At 71.2% G+C, this 19602-nt stretch carries 20 protein-coding genes; 10 read left to right on the top strand and 10 right to left on the bottom strand.

The genetic code is table 11. The features are described 5' to 3' along the window. Nucleotides 1-458 precede the first annotated feature (458 nt). Nucleotides 459-1067: a uridine kinase gene (locus DEJ47_RS05630; protein ID WP_150165519.1), complete on the bottom strand. Its 609-nt coding sequence runs from the start codon at nucleotides 1065-1067 to the stop codon at nucleotides 459-461. Between the two features lie 279 nt (nucleotides 1068-1346). Between DEJ47_RS05630 and DEJ47_RS05625 the strand changes: the two genes are divergently transcribed. Next, nucleotides 1347-2702, top strand: coding sequence for a peptidase C39 family protein (locus tag DEJ47_RS05625; protein WP_223828245.1), 1356 nt, complete (start codon nucleotides 1347-1349; stop codon nucleotides 2700-2702). Nucleotides 2703-2727: 25 nt separating this feature from the next. Here DEJ47_RS05625 and DEJ47_RS05620 read toward each other — a convergent pair whose 3' ends face one another. From DEJ47_RS05620 to DEJ47_RS05610, 3 genes are all read right to left on the bottom strand, one after another. Then, on the bottom strand, nucleotides 2728-3246 hold the full coding sequence (locus DEJ47_RS05620) for a hypothetical protein (RefSeq protein ID WP_150165515.1): 519 nt from the start codon (nucleotides 3244-3246) through the stop codon (nucleotides 2728-2730). A 298-nt stretch (nucleotides 3247-3544) separates the two neighbouring features. Continuing rightward, entirely contained in the window at nucleotides 3545-3730 is a 186-nt protein-coding gene (locus DEJ47_RS05615; RefSeq protein WP_150165513.1) for a CsbD family protein, read from the bottom strand. Nucleotides 3731-3805: 75 nt separating this feature from the next. Further along, nucleotides 3806-5287: a M1 family metallopeptidase gene (locus DEJ47_RS05610; protein ID WP_190415291.1), complete on the bottom strand. Its 1482-nt coding sequence runs from the start codon at nucleotides 5285-5287 to the stop codon at nucleotides 3806-3808. Nucleotides 5288-5503: 216 nt separating this feature from the next. Between DEJ47_RS05610 and DEJ47_RS05605 the strand changes: the two genes are divergently transcribed. Then, nucleotides 5504-5650: an SCO1431 family membrane protein gene (locus DEJ47_RS05605; RefSeq protein WP_107097967.1), complete on the top strand. Its 147-nt coding sequence runs from the start codon at nucleotides 5504-5506 to the stop codon at nucleotides 5648-5650. On the opposite strand, the gene DEJ47_RS05600 is transcribed toward DEJ47_RS05605, so the two are convergent. The 3 genes from DEJ47_RS05600 to DEJ47_RS05590 are packed head-to-tail and all read right to left on the bottom strand — an operon-like array spanning nucleotide 5628 to nucleotide 8076. After that, entirely contained in the window at nucleotides 5628-6542 is a 915-nt protein-coding gene (locus tag DEJ47_RS05600; RefSeq protein WP_150165511.1) for a hypothetical protein, read from the bottom strand. The genes DEJ47_RS05605 and DEJ47_RS05600 overlap by 23 nt on opposite strands. Then, a complete protein-coding gene (locus DEJ47_RS05595) occupies nucleotides 6539-7531 on the bottom strand; it encodes a DUF6114 domain-containing protein (protein WP_223828244.1) in 993 nt (330 codons plus the stop codon). Before DEJ47_RS05595 ends, DEJ47_RS05600 begins: the two co-directional genes overlap by 4 nt. Next, the gene (locus tag DEJ47_RS05590; protein WP_150175451.1) at nucleotides 7522-8076 is read right to left on the bottom strand and encodes a DUF6230 family protein; all 555 of its coding nucleotides are present in this window, start codon (nucleotides 8074-8076) and stop codon (nucleotides 7522-7524) included. Before DEJ47_RS05590 ends, DEJ47_RS05595 begins: the two co-directional genes overlap by 10 nt. Before the next feature lie 201 nt (nucleotides 8077-8277). Between DEJ47_RS05590 and DEJ47_RS05585 the strand changes: the two genes are divergently transcribed. Further along, nucleotides 8278-8901, top strand: coding sequence for a TetR/AcrR family transcriptional regulator (locus DEJ47_RS05585; RefSeq protein WP_150165509.1), 624 nt, complete (start codon nucleotides 8278-8280; stop codon nucleotides 8899-8901). Between the two features lie 63 nt (nucleotides 8902-8964). On the opposite strand, the gene DEJ47_RS05580 is transcribed toward DEJ47_RS05585, so the two are convergent. After that, nucleotides 8965-10209, bottom strand: coding sequence for a glycoside hydrolase family 18 protein (locus DEJ47_RS05580; protein WP_150165507.1), 1245 nt, complete (start codon nucleotides 10207-10209; stop codon nucleotides 8965-8967). A gap of 406 nt (nucleotides 10210-10615) precedes the next feature. Here DEJ47_RS05580 and DEJ47_RS05575 point away from each other — a divergent pair, with 406 nt between their 5' ends. Beyond that, nucleotides 10616-11788 (top strand): acyl-CoA dehydrogenase family protein, encoded by a 1173-nt coding sequence (locus tag DEJ47_RS05575; protein ID WP_150165505.1) that lies wholly within the window; start codon nucleotides 10616-10618, stop codon nucleotides 11786-11788. Here DEJ47_RS05575 and DEJ47_RS36330 read toward each other — a convergent pair. Further along, on the bottom strand, nucleotides 11751-12248 hold the full coding sequence (locus DEJ47_RS36330) for a hypothetical protein (protein ID WP_190415899.1): 498 nt from the start codon (nucleotides 12246-12248) through the stop codon (nucleotides 11751-11753). The two genes, DEJ47_RS05575 and DEJ47_RS36330, sit on opposite strands and share 38 nt — an antisense overlap. Nucleotides 12249-12594: 346 nt before the next feature. On the opposite strand from DEJ47_RS36330, the gene DEJ47_RS05565 reads away from it, so the two are divergent. Together DEJ47_RS05565 and DEJ47_RS05560 are read left to right on the top strand one after the other, a co-directional pair. Beyond that, a complete protein-coding gene (locus DEJ47_RS05565) occupies nucleotides 12595-13722 on the top strand; it encodes a hypothetical protein (protein ID WP_150165503.1) in 1128 nt (375 codons plus the stop codon). Nucleotides 13723-13763: 41 nt separating this feature from the next. Then, nucleotides 13764-14864: a phosphotransferase family protein gene (locus DEJ47_RS05560; RefSeq protein ID WP_150165501.1), complete on the top strand. Its 1101-nt coding sequence runs from the start codon at nucleotides 13764-13766 to the stop codon at nucleotides 14862-14864. Between the two features lies 1 nt (nucleotide 14865). Here the strand turns inward: DEJ47_RS05560 and DEJ47_RS05555 are convergent, their stop codons facing one another. After that, nucleotides 14866-15294, bottom strand: coding sequence for a hypothetical protein (locus tag DEJ47_RS05555; protein WP_150165499.1), 429 nt, complete (start codon nucleotides 15292-15294; stop codon nucleotides 14866-14868). A gap of 205 nt (nucleotides 15295-15499) precedes the next feature. Between DEJ47_RS05555 and DEJ47_RS05550 the strand changes: the two genes are divergently transcribed. From DEJ47_RS05550 to fxsA, 4 genes are all read left to right on the top strand, one after another. After that, a complete protein-coding gene (locus tag DEJ47_RS05550) occupies nucleotides 15500-15940 on the top strand; it encodes an Lrp/AsnC family transcriptional regulator (RefSeq protein ID WP_030789227.1) in 441 nt (146 codons plus the stop codon). 42 nt (nucleotides 15941-15982) lie between these two features. Next, nucleotides 15983-17626 (top strand): amidohydrolase, encoded by a 1644-nt coding sequence (locus tag DEJ47_RS05545; protein WP_150165497.1) that lies wholly within the window; start codon nucleotides 15983-15985, stop codon nucleotides 17624-17626. 480 nt (nucleotides 17627-18106) lie between these two features. Next, nucleotides 18107-18907 carry a polyprenol monophosphomannose synthase gene (locus tag DEJ47_RS05540; RefSeq protein WP_150165496.1) on the top strand — a complete coding sequence of 267 codons (801 nt, stop codon included), beginning with the start codon at nucleotides 18107-18109 and terminating at the stop codon, nucleotides 18905-18907. 104 nt (nucleotides 18908-19011) lie between these two features. Continuing rightward, nucleotides 19012-19587 (top strand): FxsA family membrane protein, encoded by a 576-nt coding sequence (gene fxsA, locus DEJ47_RS05535; RefSeq protein ID WP_150165494.1) that lies wholly within the window; start codon nucleotides 19012-19014, stop codon nucleotides 19585-19587. The last annotated feature ends 15 nt before the right edge of the window (nucleotides 19588-19602 follow it).

The raw sequence follows: 19602 nt of genomic DNA, 5'->3' as shown, positions 1-19602 counted from the left end.
GTTTGCGTACCGCCGGACCGGTGCCCGCCGGCGACTGCGCTGAACCATCGTGCTGCGGACGGGAGTTGTTGCGATGCGCAGAGCACTCGTCCGAAAAGGCGTACCGAGATGCATCGTACCTGCGGGGGAGCGGTCGGCCGTAGGGTGCCGCACCGGACGATCGGCCGGAAAACGTCGCCGCGGCTGCTGCCCGTCGGTCACCGACGGTGAGCGGATGGGGGCACGCAGCGGCCGGAATCAGGGCTCGGAGGGCAGAACGAAGCCCCCGATCACGGGGGAACAACCGGGGGCTTCGCGTCTGCGGGCGGTATCGCAAGACCGCACATTCAGAACGTAAGTCCTGTAAGGGCCCTGGGTCAAGCAGAGTTGAGGCACTCGCCGAAACTCGTCGGGTCAAGTGGAAGCGTTTTTCCGGGGGTTCAGCGGACTGCCGATGATCGCTCACTCAGTGTGACGATTCAGTTCTCTGTAAGTGTCACATTGGGCCCCGGAAGTACCTCGTACCCCTCGGGACTCTGGCGCACCAGAAGGTGCGCGAAGGGCCTCGTGGGGTCCCCGGTGAAGTGCTGGAGTTCCTCCGGTTCCCATCCGTCCCAGAAATCACGCTGGACCGCTCCGTCCCGGCGACGCCCCCGCTGCCACGCCTCCTCGTGCGGCACGTCCATCCACAGCACGGCGGCGAGACGCGGGCGCAGCGCGAGGCGGCCGGCGCCGACGCCCTCGACGATCACCACGGGCGCGGGCGGCAGTGGCCGGTCGGCGGGGCCGAAACGGCGCGCGTTCCAGTCGTACGTCGCGTAGTGCGCGGTCTCGCCCCGGGAGAGCGGTTCGAGAACCTGCTCCCGCAGCCGCCGCGTCCAGTCGAAGAGCCGGTCGTGGCTCGCGATGTCGTCGAGGCGCAGGACGGGCGCGCCGCCGAGGGCCTCGGCCAGGCGGCCCGCGAAGGTCGACTTGCCGGAGCCCGCGTGTCCGTCCACGGCGACGAGCCGGACGGGGCCGCAGGAGGGCGGCAGGCGGCGCAGGATGTCGGCGAGACGGGGGAGCGGCGTGTGCGGGTGTGCGGTCATCACGGCAAGGGTACGGCGCACGGAACGAGGTGTTCCGCGCGCCGTCGCAGGTCATGCCATTGGTTGAGGCCAATATTGATGCGTACGGCGGTGCCCGAAGTGCTGGCAGAAGTCGGCGGGGACCGGCCATAGTTGCCCCACTTCCGTGCGCCTGACCCGACGGCACCCGACCCGAACGTACCTGACCCGGCTTTCCGGATCCCGCCGGAAACCATGTCGACTGGGGGTCCCTCCATGGACCGAGCTGACCGATCTGACCGAACCGACCGAGCTGATGACATGTCCCGCAGAACCGTGCTCGCCACCGCCGCCGCGGCCGCCGCCGCCCTCGCGGCCACCGCCGCCGCACCAGCCCTGGCCGCCACCGGGCCCGCCGCCCGCAGGCCCAAGGCGGACCGTCTCGTGGACAACCGCTTCTGGACCTCGCACAAGGACTGGAGCTCAGGCACCCACCAGGGCACCGCCGTCGTCGGCGGCCCGCGTCCCGGCCTGCGGATCGCCAAGCCCGCCGGTCGCACCGACTACGCGGACCCGCACACCGGCAGGACGGCCACCTGGGAGTACGCCCGCTGGACCACGCCCGCGCACCGCCCCGCCGTCCCCGCCACGGAGCTGATCGCGTCCTGGAACGCGCGCACCCCGGCCGGGACCTGGCTCCAGGCCGAGCTGCGCGGCACGTACTCGGACGGGACGAATTCCCCCTGGTACGTCATGGGCCGCTGGGCCTCGGGCGACGACAAGGACGCCGACATCCGGCGGACCTCGGTCGACGACCAGACGGACGGCAAGTCCACGGTCTGGACGGACACGCTCTCCCTGGACGACACGACCACGGGCCTGCGCGTCGTCTCGTACCGGCTGCGCCTGACCCTCTACCGCAAGCCGGGCGCCACGCAGACCCCCACGGTCTGGCGGATCGGCGCGATGGCCTCCGCGGTCCCCGACCGGTTCACCGTCCCGGCGTCGCAGCCTGGTCTGGCCGCGGAGCTGGCCGTGCCGCGGTACTCGCAGGAGATCCACGCGGGCCAGTACCCGGAGTACGACAACGGGGGCGAGGCCTGGTGCAGCCCCACGTCCTCGCAGATGATCATCGAGTACTGGGGGCGCGGGCCGACGGCGGACGACCTGGCCTGGGTCGACCCGTCCTACGCGGACCCGCAGGTGTGCCACGCGGCCCGGTACACGTTCGACTACCAGTACAACGGCTGCGGCAACTGGCCCTTCAACGCCGCGTACGCCTCGACGTACAAGGACCTGCAGGGCGTGGTGACCCGGCTCGCCTCGCTCACGGAGCTGGAGTCCCTGATCGCGGCGGGCCTGCCGGCCATAACGTCCCAGTCGTTCCTCAAGGAGGAGCTGACCGGTGCGGGCTACGGCACGGCGGGCCACCTCATGACCGTCATCGGGTTCACCGCGGACGGCGATGTGATCGCCAACGACCCGGCGTCGCCGAGCAACGCCGCGGTGCGCCGCGTCTACAAGCGGCGCGAGTGGGAGAACATCTGGCTGAGGACGAAGCGCTACAACGCCTCGGGGAAGGTCGTGTCGGGTACGGGAGGCGTCTGCTATCTGTACTTCCCGACGACGCTTTCCGAGCGTCAGCGCGCCGCGCTGGCGGCGGTCGGCATCCGCTGACGTCCCGGGCGTGCCGGGGCGTTCGTCAGCGGGCGTTCGTGCTCAGCGGTGGCGGCTGGTGCGGGCGGACCTCGCCCGGCCGGTACTGCATCATCACGAACATCGCGTCGATCTCGGGAAGGGGGTTGGCGGCGGACGCGATCACCCAGCCGGGGCCCTTGGTCGGGTGGTTGACCTGCCGCACGGCGCCGTCGGGGTGCAGGGCGTGGGAGCTCGCGGTCGCCAGATAGATGGGCCCCGCGAGGGGATCGCGCCGCACGTCGCTCGCCAGGTCGATGAGCGTCGGGTCGGTCGGATGGTTCGTGACGGCCCGCCGCAGGGCCGGGCAGGCGCCCCGTGCCCAGTCCTCGGTCCAGTTCATCAGGACGTCGTGGCGGGCCCGGTCGTCGAGGAGCATCCACCGCATGATGTTGGACGGCGGCTCGCCGTCCGGGATGAGTGCTCTGAACTCGTCGTTGCACGCCACGACGTTCCAGTGCTTGTCGGCGATGTAGGCCATCGAGCCGGTGACTCCTTCGACGACCGTCCGCCAGACCGCACCCATCGGCGTCCAACCTTCTAAGTCCTGCCCGTCCGGCTGCACTTGCCCGTCCCCTTCGTGTCGCCCGCAGGTCGGCATCAACGCGATCACAGTTCGTGGCGCAAGCCTAGCCAGCGTCCGCGGCGCGGTGGCGGGTGGCCCGGCAGGCTCTCCACCGTGTCTGTAGGGGGCGTGGAGTTGCCCTGGATCTCTCCTGCGCTCATGGGGACTTCTGCGCTCACTGGGACTTCTGCGCTCACGGGAAGGGGTGGCACACGTGTGTGCCCGCCCTCGCAGGGGAGGGGTGGCACACGACGTGGGGTCAGCGGTCCTCGCGGAACGAGTCGCGCATGCCCTCGGCCTTGTCGCGCATGTCGTCCGCGGCGTCCTTGGCCTTGCCCTTGGCCTGATCGGTCTTGCCCTCGGCCGACATACGGTCGTTGCCCGAGGCCTTGCCCATCATCTCTTTGGCCTTGCCCTTTGCCTTGTCCATGGCGTTCTCGCCCATGACGGCTCCTTCGGTAGGAATGCCTCCACGCTATGAGCGGTGGACGAAGGGCGCATCTCGGGCGATTCGTCGGGGTCAGGTAACCGGGTCCACGACCCAGTCGGGATGTCCGGGCATCGGCGGCGTCTTGCTCCCGTACAGCCAGGGGTGCAGGAAGCCCTCCAGATCGCGGCCCGCGATCTTCGACGCCAGGTCGACGAACTGCCGCGTGCTCGCCGTGCGTCCCTTGAACCCGTTCACCCAGGCGCGTTCGATCCTCTGGAACGTCGCGTCGCCGATTTCCTCGCGCAGCGCGTACAGGACCAGGGCCGAACCGTCGTACCGCATGCGCTTGAAGAGGTTCGGCTCCGTCGGCTCCGCGGGCGCGCCGAAGTCCCTGCGCCACTGGTCGTGGGCCTGATAGGCGGTCTTCATGGCGGCCTCGAAGCTGTCCCCGCCGTGCTGCTCCGAGTACTCCCTCTCGTAGAAGCGGGCGTGCCCCTCGCTCAGCCACAGGTCGGACCAGCTCTTGAGCGCCACGCTGTCGCCGAACCACTGGTGGGTCAGTTCGTGCACCATGTCGCGCTCGGCGTCGACCTTCGTGCCGAGCAGGTCGGCCTTCGGGACGAGCGACAGCGTCTGCGTCTCCAGGGCCACGCCGAGGTCGGTGTCGCCCACCAGAAGGCCGTAGCGGTTGAAGGGGTACGGGCCGAGCCTGTCCTGGAGCCACTTCAGGTGGTCCGGGGTGAGTTCGCGGTAGGCCGCCGTCGGCTCGACCAGCGCGTCGGGGACGACGTCGCGCAGCGGGATGCCGCCGGGGCCCTCGCTCTCGACCAGCTGGAACTTGCCGACGGCCAGCTGCACCAGCTGCGTGGAGAGCGGCTGTTCGGAGTCGTACGTCCAGCGGACCCGCCCGTCGGGGCGCTCGGCGCGCGAGACCAGCTTGCCGTTGGCGACGGCTGTGCGGTCGGCCGGTGTCGTGATGCGGAAGGTGATCGGTGCCCGTTGGCCGGGGTGGTCGTTGGCGGGGAAGATCAGGCGCGCGCCGTTCGGCTGCGGATAGACCACCGTGCCGTCGGGCGTGGGTATCCAGCCGTAGTCCTCTATCGCGTCGTCGCGGTGCCGGGTCTGGGACGGGTCGGCGGTGTAGGTGACCTTGACGGTGAAGGAACTGCCCCTGCCGATCGGTGCCTTGGGGGTCACCGTCAGCTCGTCGCCCTCGCGCGACGTGCCGGCGGCGGAGCCGTCGACGGTGACCTTGTGCAGGGTGTTGCCGCCGAAGTCCAGGTTGAAGCGCGAGAGCGCCTGCGTGGACCGGGCCTTGATCGTCGTCGTCGCCTCGAAGGGTGTCTTCGGCGCCTGCCAGTCGAAGTCCAGGTAATACCGCTCCACCCGGTATCCGCCGTTCCCGTCCAGCGGGAACATCGGGTCGCCGAGGCCGGGCGCACCCGGAGACGGCTTCTCCTCGGGGGCCGGGGCGGCCTGCGAGACCGGGGCGGTGAGGGCGGCCGTGGCGGTGATCGCGGCGGCGAGGGCGAGCCGCGCCCCGCGGCGGGGCGTCGTCCGGTTCGTGCTCATCGGAAACCTCTCGGTCGTACGGTGCACGGGCGGACGGACGGGGGGACACCCCGCCGTCGGTACTTAGACGCGCGGCGCGACGCCGTAGTTGTGGGGTGACCAAGGTCTCGCCCGCAAGGGCGCTTCCTGCTGGCAAGGTAGAGGGGTCCCGTGGGGTGGAGCTGTCACCGGGACCTCGTGGGGGATCCCTGCCAGCCGAACGTCAGTGAGAAAGACATGACCGCGACCTCTGCCACCGCCGTCCGCGCGAAGGCCCGCACCGGCGGCCCCAAAGACGACGGACCGAACCTGCTGGAGCACTTCGCGGGCTGGACCCTCGTCGTCGTCCTCGCGATGCTCGTCACGCAGACCGGTCTGTTGTGACGCCGCTCTCCTGACCGCGGCCGGCCTCGTCGAGGTCGGCCCGCCAGTGCCGTCCCGGCACCCCCACCAGGCCGTACAGCCACCGCACCGGCGAGCGCCCGTGCAGCAGCACGAGGCCCGCCACGACCGCGAACAGCGGCAGCCCGAGCCACCCGCCGACCAGGCGCACCAGGACGCTCGCGCAGAACGCGCCCGCGAACGGCAGGCCGTACACCCCCGCCGCCGCGACGGCGACGGCGAGCAGCCGCGGCACCTTGCGGTCCTCGTCCGCGCCGGGCAGCGACCAGCCCTCCATGAGCCAGCCGATCTCCGTCATCAGCATGACGCCGATCACGGCGGCCCCGAAGAGCAGCAGCGCGAGGAACGTCCCGGACGTCGCGAAGTCCAGGACGTGGTTGACGACGCTGTCCCGCCGCCAGTCGGCGAAGTCCCCGGCGCCGGACGAGAAGAACCGCTCGTACCCCCTGCCGTCCCACCCGTGGATCAGTGTCCCGAACAGCAGGAAATACCCTGCGACGCAGTTCAGATACGCCCAGTAGCCGACCCCGGCGAGCACAAGGCCCTGCGCCACGAGGAACCCGAGGACCGCGGCGACCGGGATGCCGCCGGCGTAGAAGAGGACGAACCCCGCCCACACGTCGTCGTGGCCGTCCGCCACGTGCATGGTCGACCAGGACGGGTTCTGCCAGAGCAGGAAGAGCCCGGTCGGCACCATGAGGACGGAGGCGAAGAGCGCGGTGAGCGCCAGGTAGGGGTTGGCGGCGCGGCTGCGGGTGCGCGGGCCCTCGCCCGCGTTGATCCGTTCCCACACCTGCAGTTGCCGCCCGGCGGAGAGGGCGAACGTCGCGCCGATCGCGTACGCCCAGAACAGCGCCGCCTGGATCTGGATCATGCCGTGGCCTTCAGCGTCAGCCCGCCCGCCACGATCGAGTCCGAGGTGACCAGGGCCTGCTCGGCGCTCACGTCCGTCATGAAGACGAAGGGCGGCACCACGGGTGGCACCGGCAGCTTGTCGGGCGTGAAGGTCAGACAGAGGATGCCCTCCAGGCACCCCCTGAACTTGGTCAGGTAGAGGGTGACCTCACCGCTCAGGTCCAACGTGTCGGCTCCGAGAGCCAGTTCGTCGCTGCCGTCGCGTGTCCTGAGCCGGTAGTCGGTGAGCGAGGCGGCCTTCATCCGCAGCACCATGACCTTCAGCGGCCCGTCCGCGGTCGGGATCTCCCGGACCCCGGCCAGGAGGAAGCCCCGCGGCGCGAAGAGCGTCGTGGTGACGGTCGGCGGCACGCGCGCCGCCACGATCGCGTCCGCCGCGGCCCCCGGGACCGCCTCCGCCCGGCCGCTCCCGTGCGCGACGAGCCCGGCGGCCATCGCCACGGGCAGCAGCACGGCCAGCGTCCGGGTGCCCTGCCCGTCACGCACCCTCGGGCGCCCGGGGTCCTCCTCGCCGTCCTGCGGCACCGGCGTCCAGGCGAACCCCATGGCGCTGCCCGCGATGCCGAGCAGCATGCCGACGAGGAACCCGCCGAGGTTCGTCGCCGCGAAGGAGAGCACCGAGAGGATCATGGCGTTGACGCTCACGTAGTGGTGCGTGTGCGGCAGCAGCCAGAGGAAGAGGCCCGCCACGACCAGTGCGATCCCGATGCCGAGGGCCGCGATGCCGCCGAGCCCCAGGCTGACGAGCACGGTCAGCGGGGAGAGCGGTATCAGGAGCAGCTCGGCGCCGCCGAGGATCAGCAGCAGGCCCGCCCAGAACGGGCGGGTCCGGCGCCACCTGCGGACGACGCGGCGCTGGTCGGGCCACGGCAGCCGCCGGTCGAGCCGGCCGCCGCCGTCCGTGCGGAACGGTCTGACGCCGCTTCTGCCGCCGCCGGTCAGAAGCACTTCTTGCCGCCCAGGCTGACGTCGACCCGCATGCCCTTGAGCCGGAAGTTGCCGCCGGTCGCCGACCAGGCGTGCGACTTCACCCCGGAGACCGTGATGTCCCCGGCCTGCAGTCCGAACTTGCCCCTCTCGCCCTTGATGCCCGGCACCTCGTCGAGCGTCGAGGCGTCCCGGCCGATCTGCGCGGTGCCGAAGCGGGCGTCGCCCACCAGGTCCTCGCCGTCGATGATGAGGTTGCTCGCGGTGACGTTGCCCGCGTCGCCGCCCGCGGTCAGCTTGAAGACGACGGTGCCCACCGGCGTCTTGACCTCGGCGGCCTGGCAGATGTCGGAGAGGGTCGCGTCACCGATCCCGAGGAGCGCCACCGGGTGCCCCTTGCCGTCGATGTCCCGGTCCGTCTGCACGTAGGAGGAGAGGCCCTGGCTGGTCAGTTTCCCGGAGGACACCTGGAAGCTGGTCCCGGAGACCGCGAAGGACGCGGCGAGCGCGCCCTCGGCCATCACGGAGGCCATCACACCGACGGCCAGGACGGCCGGCAGGGCCATGGCGGCCGTCTTCTTCCAAGAGGTTCTGCCCTCGCGTAACGCGGTGCGTGCTGCGCTCACTGTCTTCCTCCCGTACGTCGTTCCGCGTCGCCAAGCGTGCGTAAGGGGAGTGCGTGAAGAGCCGTCGCGAACCGGCCGCGAGAAGGCGGCGCTCTGCCATACTGCGGACGATTCCGAGGCAGTTGGAGACTAGGGCCGAAATTGAATAATAGTCAACAGCGCGGCAGCGACCGCTCGGCGGCGCGCCGTGCCGAACTCATCGCCATCGGCCGGAAGTTGTTCGCCGACACGTCCTACGACGCGCTGTCGATGGACGACATCGCCAGGCACGCGGGCGTCGCCAAGGGGCTGATCTACTACTACTTCAAGTCCAAGCGCGGCTACTACCTGGCGATCATCGAGGACTCCGTCGCCGACCTCGTGGCCCGCGCGGGCCGCCACGACGACCTGCCGCCCGTGGAGCGGGTGCGGCGCACCGTCGACGGCTACCTCCGTTACGCGGAAAACCACCAGGCGGCGTACCGCACCATCATCAGCGGTGGCGTCGGGTTCGACGCCGAGGTGCACGCGATACGGGACGGCGTGCGCGAGGCGCTGATCGGGGCCATCGCCGAGGGAGCGTACGGCCGCAAGGACATCCCGCAGCTGGCGCGCACGGCGCTCATCGGCTGGCTGTGCGGTGTGGAGGGCATCACGCTCGACTGGATCGACCGCCCCGGCCTCGCGCGGGAGACGGTCGGCTCGCTCCTGGTGCGGACACTCGGGGACACGCTGCGGGTGATCGAGTACTTCGAGCCGTCGTACCCGGCGCCCGCGCGGCCCTGAGCGGGCGCACGCGAAGGGGCGGGAGCCGCATCGGCCCCCGCCCCGTCCGGCGCATACGTGACGTCAGTTGATGGCCTTGATCAGCTCACCGTTGGACGTGTCGCCGCTGAGCTCCCAGAAGAAGGTTCCGCCGAGGCCCTGCTGGTTCTTGTAGTTCATCTTGGTCGCGATGGTCGCCGGGGTGTCGTAGCTCCACCAGTTGTTGCCGCAGTGCGCGTACGCGGTCCCGCCGACCGTGCCGTTGGCCGGGCACTTGGTCTTCAGCACCTTGTAGTCGTCGATGCCCTGCTCGTACTTGCCCGCCGCCGGGCCCGTCGCGGTGCCGCCGGGCGCCTTCTGCGTGACGCCCGTCCAGCCGCGGCCGTAGAAGCCGATGCCGAGCAGCAGCTTGTTCGAGGGGATGCCGAGGCCCTTGAGCTTCTTGATGGTGGCGTCGGAGTTGTAGCCGTCCTTCGGTATGCCGGTGTAGGACGTGAGCGGCGAGTGCGGGGCGGTCGGCCCCTTCGCGTCCCAGGCGCCGAAATAGTCGTACGTCATCGGGTTGTACCAGTCGACGTACTGGGCGGCGCCCGCGTAGTCGGCGGCGTCCAGCTTGCCGCCCGCCGAGGCGTCCGCCGGGATCGCCGCGGTCACCAGGTTGCCGCTGCCGAACTTCGAACGCACCGCGGACATCAGCTTCTTGTACGCGTCACGGCCGCTGGTGTCACAGGTCAGACCGCAGGCGTTCGGGTACTCCCAGTCGATGTCGATGCCGTCGAAGACATCGGCCCACTTGGAGTTCTCGACCAGGTCGTAGCAGGACTGGGCGAAGGCCGCGGGGTTCTTCGCCGCCTCGGTGAACCCGCCCGACCAGGTCCAGCCGCCGAAGGACCACAGCACCTTGAGGTTCGGGTGCTTCTTCTTCAGCTTGCGGAGCTGGTTGAAGTTGCCGCGCAGCGGCTGGTCCCAGGTGTCCGCCACACCGTCGACGGACTGGTCGGCCGTGTAGGCCTTGTCCGTGGCCGCGTAGGCGTCGCCCATCGCGCACTTGCCGCCCTGGACGTTGCCGAAGGAGTAGTTGATGTGCGTCAGCTTGTTGGCCGAACCCGACGTCTCGATGTTCTTGACGTGGTAGTTCCGGTCGTAGACGCCCCATTCGGTGAAGTAGCCGACGACCTTGGAGCCGGCGGCGGCCTTCGTGGTCGTGCCCTTGTCCTGTCCGGCGGAGGCGGTGCCCGCGCCGGCCAGCAGACCGGCGCCGAGTACGGCGCAACAGGTGGTGGCGACGAGCGCCCGGAAGGAGGCGCGGGAGGTGGTCGGTCTGAGCATCGTGACTCCTCGTGGGGGGAAACCGGGAGGGGGAAGTGCTGCTGTGGACCTGCGGGTGTGACTTGGCATGAACGCGTTAAGACGTTCGGGGGAACAGTAGGAGGACTAGACCAGTGCGGTCAATGGTTCGTACCAATCCGCTGTGCCCTGCCGCCCCCTCGTGGCTCTCCGCGGTCACCCCCGTGGTCGCGCTCGTCGCCGATCACCAGCGATCTTCAGTTATCTTTCGAGTAAGCGGTCGTTAACTAGTGACGGGTCGCCGCTGATCGGGCATACTCAACGCGCCGGAGCCGCTGGTCAGCTGCTTTCGTGACCCGGAAGACCACCACGGCTCGGCACGTTTCCCGGCGGCGCCGCCCCTACCCAGCGCGGGCGTCCGCCGCAGCCCCACAGGGAGGAGAGCGTCATGCCCGACCACATCACGCAGTCGGTGGAGCGTCAGCTGCCCACGGATGAGGCCAGGGATCTGCTCTCGCTGGTCCGGGACATCGCCCAGCGCGAGATCGTCCCGCAGGCCGCCGAGCAGGAGGACGCCGGGCGCTTCCCGCGCGAGCTTTTCGCGCTGCTCTCCGAGTCGGGGCTGCTCGGACTGCCCTACGACTCCGCGTTCGGCGGCGGCGACCAGCCGTACGAGGTCTACCTCCAGGTCCTGGAGGAGCTCGCCGCCGCGCGTCTGACCGTCGGTCTCGGCGTCAGCGTCCACTCCCTGTCCTGCCACGCCCTGGCCGGGTACGGCACCAAGGAGCAGCAGAACGACCACCTGCCCGCCATGCTCGGAGGCGGTCTCCTCGGCGCGTACTGCCTCTCCGAGCCCGCGGCCGGATCGGACGCGGCGTCCCTGCGCACGAAGGCCGTCCGGGACGGTGACGACTGGGTCATCAGCGGCACCAAGGCCTGGATCACGCACGGCGGCGTCGCCGACTTCTACACCGTGCTCGCCCGCACGGGACCGGACGGCGCCCGCGGCATCACGGCGTTCCTGGTGCCCGGCGACGCGGAGGGGCTGAGCGCCGCGGCGCCCGAGAAGAAGATGGGCATGAAGGGTTCGCCGACCGCTCAGATCAACTTCGACGGCGTACGCATCCCCGACTCCCGCCGCATCGGTGACGAGGGCCAGGGCTTCGCCATCGCGCTCTCCGCGCTGGACTCCGGGCGGCTCGGCATAGCGGCCTGCGCGATCGGGGTGGCCCAGGCGGCGCTCGACGAGGCCGTCCGGTACGCGACCGAGCGCCGGCAGTTCGGCAGGCCCATCGCGGACTTCCAGGGCCTGCGGTTCATGCTCGCGGACATGGCGACACAGATCGAGGCGGGCCGGGCGCTCTACCTCTCGGCGGCCCGGCTCCGGGACGCGGGGCGGCCCTTCGCCAAGCAGGCGGCCATGGCCAAGCTGCTGTGCACGGATGCCGCGATGAAGGTGACGACGGACGCCGTGCAGGTCCTCGGGGGGTACGGCTACACGGCGGACTTCCCGGTGGAGCGCCTCATGCGCGAGGCCAAGGTGCTGCAGATCGTCGAGGGCACGAATCAGATCCAGCGCATGGTCATCGCACGTCACCTCGCGGGTCCCGACTCCCGCTGAACTGGCCGTGGCGCACCGGCGGTGCCGCGAGGCTGACCCACTCCGCGTCGTGGTGCCCCGGCAGCGTGCGGCCCCGGTCCGCCCAGTGGCGGATCAGGGCGCGGTAGATCGGCGGGTCCTGGAGGTGGGGCTGCCGGTAGGGCGCGGGGGGCTGCTGATATGGCTGCTGGTACGTCTGCTGCGGGTAGGCCTGGTGCGGCTGTTGCTGCTGATGGTGCGCGTGCTGCTGGTGCGGCGCGTGCTGGTGTGAGTGCTGCTGCTGCGTGTGGTGCGGGAGCTGCGTGTGCTGCGTGTGGTGCGGGAGCTGCTGTACGAACTGGAACGGAGCCCGGTGCTGCGGGGGTTCCTGAGCTCCTTGGGGTCGCTGGGCAACCGATTCTGCGGAGGCGGGCACCGTCACGAGGGTGCGCCGCCGGTGTCCGGTGGGGAAGTGCGCCGGTCCCATGTCCGTGGGGGTCATGCAAGGCCAACGCCCGCTCCCGTGCGGAAGTCACCGCCTCGGGGAATCGAGCGTCTGTTCCTGGGCTGCCCGTGCCTGTTTCCGCCCCGCCCGCGGGGGTGCCTCGGTGCCGTACCGGGGCCCGCATGTGTCCGGCCCCGCATCTGTCCGGTTCAGCGTCCCCCCGCCCGCACCGGTCCGGTTTAGTACGCGTCCGCCCCCCGACCCGCACCTGTCCGCTTCAGTACGCGCCCGGCCCCGCACGGATCTGGCTCCGCCCCGCGAACTGACGTACCGTCAACTCCGCGCCGGAGGGGCCGCCCGCCTCCCGCCACTCTGAACTGCCGTGCGACCAGGGAGGTTTGCCGTGGCAGACGACCGTCCGGTCCCGCTCGACGAGTACCCCGTGCACCAGGTCCCCCTCTCGATGAAGTACGTCGCGACGGGCGACCGCAACGCCTACGACCGGTGCATCTTCCACCTCTTCGACCACCGGGGCCGCGCCCTGCTCATCCTCGGACTCGGCGTCTATCCGAACCTCGGCGTCATCGACGCGTACGCCACCCTGCGCATCGCGGACACGCTCCACGCCGTACGCGCGAGCGACGCACTGGGCGAGGACCGCATGAACCTCCGCGTCGGTCCGCTCCGCATCACCGTCGACGAGCCCCTGCACCGCATCCGCCTGACGTGCGCGGCCGACCCGGACGACCCCGCGTCCCTCTCGTACGACCTGACCTGGACCGCCGACTTCCCCGCCCTGTGGGAGCCGCACCACGTCCAGCGCCGCGGCGACCGCCTCACCCTCGAAGGGCGCCGCTTCGTGCAGGCCGGACGGCCCGCCGGAGTGATCCGCGCGGGCGGCGAGGAGATCGCCGTGGCGGCGGGGGAGTGGACCGCGACCCGCGACCGCAGCTGGGGCGTTCGGCCCGTCCCCGGGGAGGAGCGCGGGCGCCTGGAGGAGGAGTTCGCCACCGAGGGCTTCCACTGGATCTGGTGCCCGGTCCACTTCGGCGACCGCTTCCTCATGGTCATCGCCCAGGAGGACGCCGACGGCCACCGCACCCTCAACGACGCCACCCTCGTCCGCCCCGGCCGCCCCGACCGTCAACTCGGCTGGCCCCGTACCGACATCACCTACCGCTCCGGCACCCGCCACCCCGAGCGCGCCGTCATCCACCTCATCGACCCGGACGGCCACAAGCCCCTGGAAGTCGGCGTGGAGGTGCTCGCCTCGCTGCCCTTGGCCGTGGGCGCCGGATATCCGCCCGCCGACGACTGGCAGCACGGCACCTGGCGCGGCCGCGACTGGACCGACCGCCGCAGCTACGACCTGTCGGACCCCACCGCCCACCCCCTCGCCGCGTACGGAGTCATCGACCACGCCGCACGCTTCACCCTCGAAGGCCGCATCGGTCACGGCATCTTCGAGCACGGCAGCTTCGGCCGCCACGACCCGAGCGGCTTCACCGGATTCGACTCCGTGGCGCCCTGAGGACACGGCCAGGTCCCGCACCCGGAGGAAGGAGCACGGACATGGCAACGGCACCCCGTCCCCGTACCACCACGCGCGACCCGGAAGACCTCGCCCGCCGCCTCAGTGCCTGGCTCGACACGCGACTGCCCGGCGCCAAAGCGGCCGGAGTGACCGTCCCGGAGTCCAACGGCATGTCCAGCGAGACCCTGCTCTTCACCGTCGAGCACCCCGAACCCCCGCTCAGACACTGTGCGTTGCGTCTCGCGGCGGACCCGGCGGCGTACACAATCTTCCCCGTCTACGACATGCCGCGGCAGTACCGCACGATGCGGCTCGTCGCCGAACACACCGACGTGCCGGTCCCGCGGGTGCTGTGGCTGGAAGAGGACCCGGGCCCGCTCGGGGCGCCGTTCTTCGTCATGGAGCGGGTCGAGGGACGCGTCCCGCCGGACGTCATGCCCTATACGTACGAGGGCAATTGGCTGCACGCGGCGACCGACGCCGAACGCGCGCACCTCGAAGAGGCCTCGGTCCGCGTCCTCGCCCACCTGCACGACCAAGTGCCCCCGGAAGCGGCTTCGTTTCTCGCGCCGCCGGGCGACGGCAGCCCGCTGCGGCGCCACGTGGCGGCCCAACGCGCCTACTACGCATGGGTGGTGGACGGGCTTCCCCGCTCACCCCTCATCGAGGGCGCCTTCGACCGCCTCGACGAACTGTGGCCCCGGGACGAGGGTGACGCCGTGCTCAACTGGGGCGACGCGCGCATCGGGAACATCGTCTACGACGGTTTCGAGCCGGCCGCCGTCCTCGACTGGGAGATGGCGGCGTTCGCCCCGCGCGAGGTCGACCTCGGCTGGACCGTCTACCTCCACCGTTTCTTCCAGGACCTCACGGTGAGCTTCGGCCAGCGGGGGCTGCCGGACTTCCAGCGCCGCGACCGCGTCGAGGCGGCGTACGCCCGGCTCACCGGGCACACACCGCGCGACATGGACTTCTACACGCTCTACGCGGCCCTGCGGCACGCGATCGTCATGCTGCGCGTCGCCTACCGGCAGGTCCACTTCGGCGAGGCCCCGCCGCCGGCCGATGCCGGGGCCGCGGACACGCTGATCCTGCACCACGACAGCCTGGTCGCCATGGTGCAGGGCACCTACTGGTGAGTCAGGCGGCGGGCCGGTGCTGCTGCGGCACCCGCATGGGGCGCGAGCCGGGGCCGCCCACGTGCGAGAACGGCTGGGTCCGCCAGTCGAGTCCCTGAGGGAGCGTCAGGAGCAGGGCGGTGTCCTGCTCCTGGACCTCCATCGACTCGTCGCTGGGCTCGGCGTCGGTGGCCGCCCGGCCGGTGCCCGCGCAGACCGTGAGGCCGAACGGGTTCCAGGGCGTGGGGCACAGCGCGTGCTCGGGCAGCACGTCCTCGTCCGCGAGGAGCGCGATGGGCTGCCCGCAGTCGGGGCAGTTCACCCGGTACATCTCAAAAGTGTCGTAGGAGTCGAGAAAGGCGTCAGCCGGTTCGACGCCCTCCGGCTCGGGCTCGGCGACCGGCTGCTGCTTGGCGCGGGCAGACCGGCCGGGGCGCTTCAAATTCTGCATGGGAATCTCCCCCTCGGGTGGGCCGACAAGGCGCTGCGGCCTCGACCACAGCAAGCACTTCCCGTCCCGTCGTGGACGTAATCGTTGCATCCCGACGGACACGGCCACAGAGGTGTGTCGTTCGTCACATGCCAATTGAAGTTGCCCTCGAGCGGGGAGACGAGTCGGCTATCCGAACGGATCAAGAGCCCTGTAGGTTCGGCGCATGGAGGAGCTGGACCGACAGATCGTGCAGCTGCTCGTCAAGGACGGGCGGATGAGCTACACCGACCTGGGCAAGGCCACGGGCCTGTCCACCTCGGCCGTGCACCAGCGCGTGCGCAGGCTGGAGCAGCGGGGTGTCATCCGCGGCTATGCCGCGGTCGTCGACCCCGAGGCCGTCGGGCTGCCGCTCACGGCTTTCATCTCGGTGAAACCGTTCGACCCCAGCGCCCCCGACGACATCGCCGAACGGCTCGCGGGCGTCCCGGAGATCGAGGCGTGCCACAGCGTCGCCGGCGACGAGAACTACATCCTGAAGGTCCGCGTCGCCACCCCGCTGGAGCTGGAGCACCTGCTCAGCCGGCTGCGGGCGCTCGCCGGCGTCTCCACGCGCACGACCGTCGTCCTCTCCACCCCGTACGAGGCGCGTCCGCCCCAGGTGTGACCCCCGCGCCGGCCGCCCGCGGGCAGGGGCGAGACTGGTCCCATGAGCCAGAGCACCGCCCCCGGGAACGACCCCCAGGATCCATCGAACCACCGCACCGTGCTGCTGCGCGGCGGCGACGTCCACAGCCCCGCCGACCCGTTCGCCACCGCAATGGTCGTCGAGCGCGGACATGTCGCCTGGGTCGGCTCCGAAGGGGCGGCCGACGCGTTCGCCGACGGCGTCGACGACGTGGTCGACCTCGAAGGAGCCCTGGTCACCCCGGCGTTCACGGACGCCCACGTGCACACCACGGCCACCGGCCTCGCCCTGACGGGACTGGACCTCACCGGGGCCCGCTCGCTGGCCGACGCACTCGTTCTCGTACGCGAACACGCCGCCGCGCGTCCGCACGACACCGTCCTGCTCGGCCACGGCTGGGACGCGGCCCGCTGGCCCGGCGGCCGACCGCCCACGCGCGCGGAACTCGACGAGGCGGCCGGTGGCAGGCCTCTCTACCTCTCTCGCATCGACGTCCACTCGGCCGTCGTCACGACCGCGCTGCTCGACCTGGTGCCCGGCGTCACCGACCGCGCCGGATACCGCCCGGACGCCCCGCTGACCGCCGACGCCCATCACGGGGTGCGCGCCGCGGCGCTCGGCGCCATCACCCCGCAGCAGCGCACGGAGGCCCAGCGCGCCGCCCTCCGTCGTGCCGCCTCGCTCGGCATCGGCTCCGTGCACGAGTGCGCGGGCCCCGAGATCTCCGACGAGGACGACTTCACCGGGCTGCTGCGGCTCGCCGCCGACGAGCCGGGCCCCCGCGTCGTCGGCTACTGGGCCGAGCAGGACGTGCGCCGCGCGAAGGAGCTCGGCGCGATCGGTGCCGCCGGTGACCTCTTCGTCGACGGCGCCCTCGGCTCGCACACCGCCTGCCTGCATGAGCCGTACGCCGACGCCGCCCACACCGGCACCGCGTACCTGGACGCCGCGGCCGTCGCCGCCCACGTCGTGGCGTGCACGGAGGAAGGCCTCCAGGCGGGCTTCCACGCCATCGGGGACGCCGCGGTGGCCGCAGTGGTCGACGGCATGCGCCGGGCCGCCGAGAAGGTCGGTGCGGCCCGCGTACGCGCCGCACGGCACCGCGTCGAGCACGCCGAGATGCTCACTCCGGAGACGATCGCCGCGTTCGCCGAGTTCGGCCTCACCGCGTCCGTCCAGCCCGTCTTCGACGCGCTGTGGGGCGGCGAGGACGGCATGTACGCGGAGCGCCTCGGTGCCGAACGCGCCCGCACCCTCAATCCGTACGCGGCCCTGCTGCGCGCCGGCGTGCCGCTGGCCTTCGGCTCCGACAGCCCCGTCACACCGCTCGACCCCTGGGGCACCGTCCGCGCCGCCGCGTTCCACCGCACGCCGGAGCACCGGGTCTCCGTACGGGCGGCGTTCACCGCCCACACCCGCGGCGGCTGGCGCGCGATCGGCCGCGACGACGCGGGCATCCTGGTGCCGGGCGCGCCCGCGGACTACGCCGTGTGGCGCACCTCGGATCTGGTGGTGCAGGCCCCGGACGACCGCGTGGCCCGCTGGTCGACCGACCCGCGCTCCGGCACGCCCGGCCTGCCGGACCTCTCGCCGGGCGCCGAACTCCCCGTCTGCCTGCGCACGGTGGTCGGCGGACGGCCCGTGTTCGTGGGGCCGGACGAGTGATGTCCCGGCGGTGCGCGCCGCCGATCGTGGCCGGTCATGGCTCCGTACGACCTGGGAATCCTGGGCACTGACCTGGCGGTCCGTTAAGTCGCCGCAGCTCAGCCGGGTATTGACAGAGAGCCGCCGTGGGCGGGTAGGTTCGGCCGGGTCCACCACAGGACGTCCGACCGGCGAACCTCCACGCAGTCGTCGAACGCCGCTGGGTCACGGGTGGTGTGCCGCACCGGCGCACCACCACTGGGAGCCAGGTCCAGCGCCCGCGACGCGGAGGCGAGGGAACGTATCAGCCGAATCGGCAGGTGTGACCCGGGTGGGGCCCGGACGCTCAGTAGACAACGGCTTTCGGTCGATCCGCAGCCAGCGGGTCCCGGGCCGGCCCGAAGGGCGCCGGGCCCCGATCCGCAGTACGTCCCGTGCCGTCGCGGCCTCGCAGGCAGCGGCCATTATGGTGGTCCTCTGCGTACGAACGAAGGGGCATCAGTGAACGACGGCGGCGGGGTCTCCGAGGCAGGGGACCAGGGGAGGCGGTTCGGCCCGCTCGGCACGGCCTTGGTGATCATTCCGACCTACAACGAGGCGGAGAACATCCAGTCCATCGTCGGCCGGGTGCGCGCCTCCGTGCCGGACGCGCACATCCTGGTCGCCGACGACAACAGCCCCGACGGCACAGGCAAGATCGCCGACGAGCTCGCCGCCGAGGACGAGCAGGTCCACGTGCTGCACCGCAAGGGCAAGGAAGGGCTCGGCGCGGCCTATCTGGCGGGCTTCCGCTGGGGCCTCGACCACGACTACGGCGTGCTCGTCGAGATGGACGCGGACGGCTCCCACCAGCCGGAGGAACTGCCCCGGCTGCTCACCGCCCTCAAGGGCGCCGACCTCGTGCTCGGCTCGCGCTGGGTGCCGGGCGGACGGGTCGTCAACTGGCCCAAGCACCGCGAGTTCATCTCCCGCGGCGGCAGCACGTACTCGCGCCTCCTGCTCGACGTGCCGATCCGCGACGTGACGGGCGGCTACCGCGCCTTCCGCCGCGAGACCCTCGAAGGCCTCGGACTCGGCGAGGTCGAGTCGCAGGGGTACTGCTTCCAGGTCGACCTGGCACGCCGCGCCGTCAAGGCGGGCTACCACGTCGTCGAGGTGCCCATCACCTTCGTCGAGCGGGAGCTCGGCGACAGCAAGATGAGCCAGAACATCGTCGTCGAGGCGCTCTGGCGCGTCACGGCCTGGGGTGTGGGCGAGCGGGTCGGCAAGGTCGGCAAGGCGATCGGGCGCAAGCAGGACTGAGGTGAAGAGGGGCTTGATCATCCCGTCGGTTTGATCATCCCCTTGTCCCTGGGCCTGATCATCCCCTTATGCCGGACTGAGGCGGGCCCAGGCACACTGGGAGCATGACGACTGGCGCACCGCCTCCCATCCGACCCGCCCGGCCCCGGCGCTCCGGGCCCCTGAGGTTCCTGCCGCTCGCCATCGCCGCGTGGCTGGTCCTGGAGATCTGGCTGCTCACGCTCGTGGCGGGAGCCACGAGCGGGTTCGTGGTCTTCCTGCTCCTGGTGGGCGGCCTCGTGCTCGGCTCCGCGGTGATCAAGCGGGCCGGGCGCCGGGCGTTCCGCAAGCTCAGCGAGGCGGTGCAACAGCAGCAGAGCGGTGTGACGCCCGCCCGGGAGACCGGGGGAGGCGGCGCCCTGACGATGCTGGGCGGCCTGCTGATCATCCTGCCGGGCCTCATCTCGGACGCCCTGGGGCTGATCCTGCTCATTCCGCCGGTCCAGAAGGCCCTCGGGAAGTACGCGGAGCGGACCTTCGAGCGCAAGGTGCGCGAGGCGACGCCCGGCGGCTTCGGGGACGCCTACCAGCAGGCGCGGATGCACCGGCCCGACGGCAAGGTCGTGCAGGGCGAGGTCATCAGGGACGACGAGCCGCCGATGCGGAGCCCGCGTCCGGACGACCCGCAGCTGCCCCATTGAGCGATGACACGCAAA

Source organism: Streptomyces venezuelae (genome assembly GCF_008642355.1).
In the GTDB taxonomy this organism is placed as follows: domain Bacteria; phylum Actinomycetota; class Actinomycetes; order Streptomycetales; family Streptomycetaceae; genus Streptomyces; species Streptomyces venezuelae_B.
Note: the sequence above shows the minus strand (reverse complement) of the source record. Positions and strands in the feature narration are given on the sequence as shown.

Bases quoted from the DNA above. Each gene is read 5' to 3' on its own strand.
- DEJ47_RS05630 (WP_150165519.1), bottom strand. From the start codon at position 1,067: ATGACCGCACACCCGCACACGCCGCTCCCCCGTCTCGCCGACATCCTG.
- DEJ47_RS05625 (WP_223828245.1), top strand. From the start codon at position 1,347: ATGTCCCGCAGAACCGTGCTCGCCACCGCCGCCGCGGCCGCCGCCGCC.
- DEJ47_RS05620 (WP_150165515.1), bottom strand. From the start codon at position 3,246: ATGGGTGCGGTCTGGCGGACGGTCGTCGAAGGAGTCACCGGCTCGATG.
- DEJ47_RS05615 (WP_150165513.1), bottom strand. From the start codon at position 3,730: ATGGGCGAGAACGCCATGGACAAGGCAAAGGGCAAGGCCAAAGAGATG.
- DEJ47_RS05610 (WP_190415291.1), bottom strand. From the start codon at position 5,287: ATGAGCACGAACCGGACGACGCCCCGCCGCGGGGCGCGGCTCGCCCTC.
- DEJ47_RS05605 (WP_107097967.1), top strand. From the start codon at position 5,504: ATGACCGCGACCTCTGCCACCGCCGTCCGCGCGAAGGCCCGCACCGGC.
- DEJ47_RS05600 (WP_150165511.1), bottom strand. From the start codon at position 6,542: ATGATCCAGATCCAGGCGGCGCTGTTCTGGGCGTACGCGATCGGCGCG.
- DEJ47_RS05590 (WP_150175451.1), bottom strand. From the start codon at position 8,076: ATGGCCCTGCCGGCCGTCCTGGCCGTCGGTGTGATGGCCTCCGTGATG.
- DEJ47_RS05580 (WP_150165507.1), bottom strand. From the start codon at position 10,209: ATGCTCAGACCGACCACCTCCCGCGCCTCCTTCCGGGCGCTCGTCGCC.
- DEJ47_RS05575 (WP_150165505.1), top strand. From the start codon at position 10,616: ATGCCCGACCACATCACGCAGTCGGTGGAGCGTCAGCTGCCCACGGAT.
- DEJ47_RS36330 (WP_190415899.1), bottom strand. From the start codon at position 12,248: ATGACCCCCACGGACATGGGACCGGCGCACTTCCCCACCGGACACCGG.
- DEJ47_RS05560 (WP_150165501.1), top strand. From the start codon at position 13,764: ATGGCAACGGCACCCCGTCCCCGTACCACCACGCGCGACCCGGAAGAC.
- DEJ47_RS05555 (WP_150165499.1), bottom strand. From the start codon at position 15,294: ATGCAGAATTTGAAGCGCCCCGGCCGGTCTGCCCGCGCCAAGCAGCAG.
- DEJ47_RS05550 (WP_030789227.1), top strand. From the start codon at position 15,500: ATGGAGGAGCTGGACCGACAGATCGTGCAGCTGCTCGTCAAGGACGGG.
- DEJ47_RS05545 (WP_150165497.1), top strand. From the start codon at position 15,983: ATGAGCCAGAGCACCGCCCCCGGGAACGACCCCCAGGATCCATCGAAC.
- fxsA (WP_150165494.1), top strand. From the start codon at position 19,012: ATGACGACTGGCGCACCGCCTCCCATCCGACCCGCCCGGCCCCGGCGC.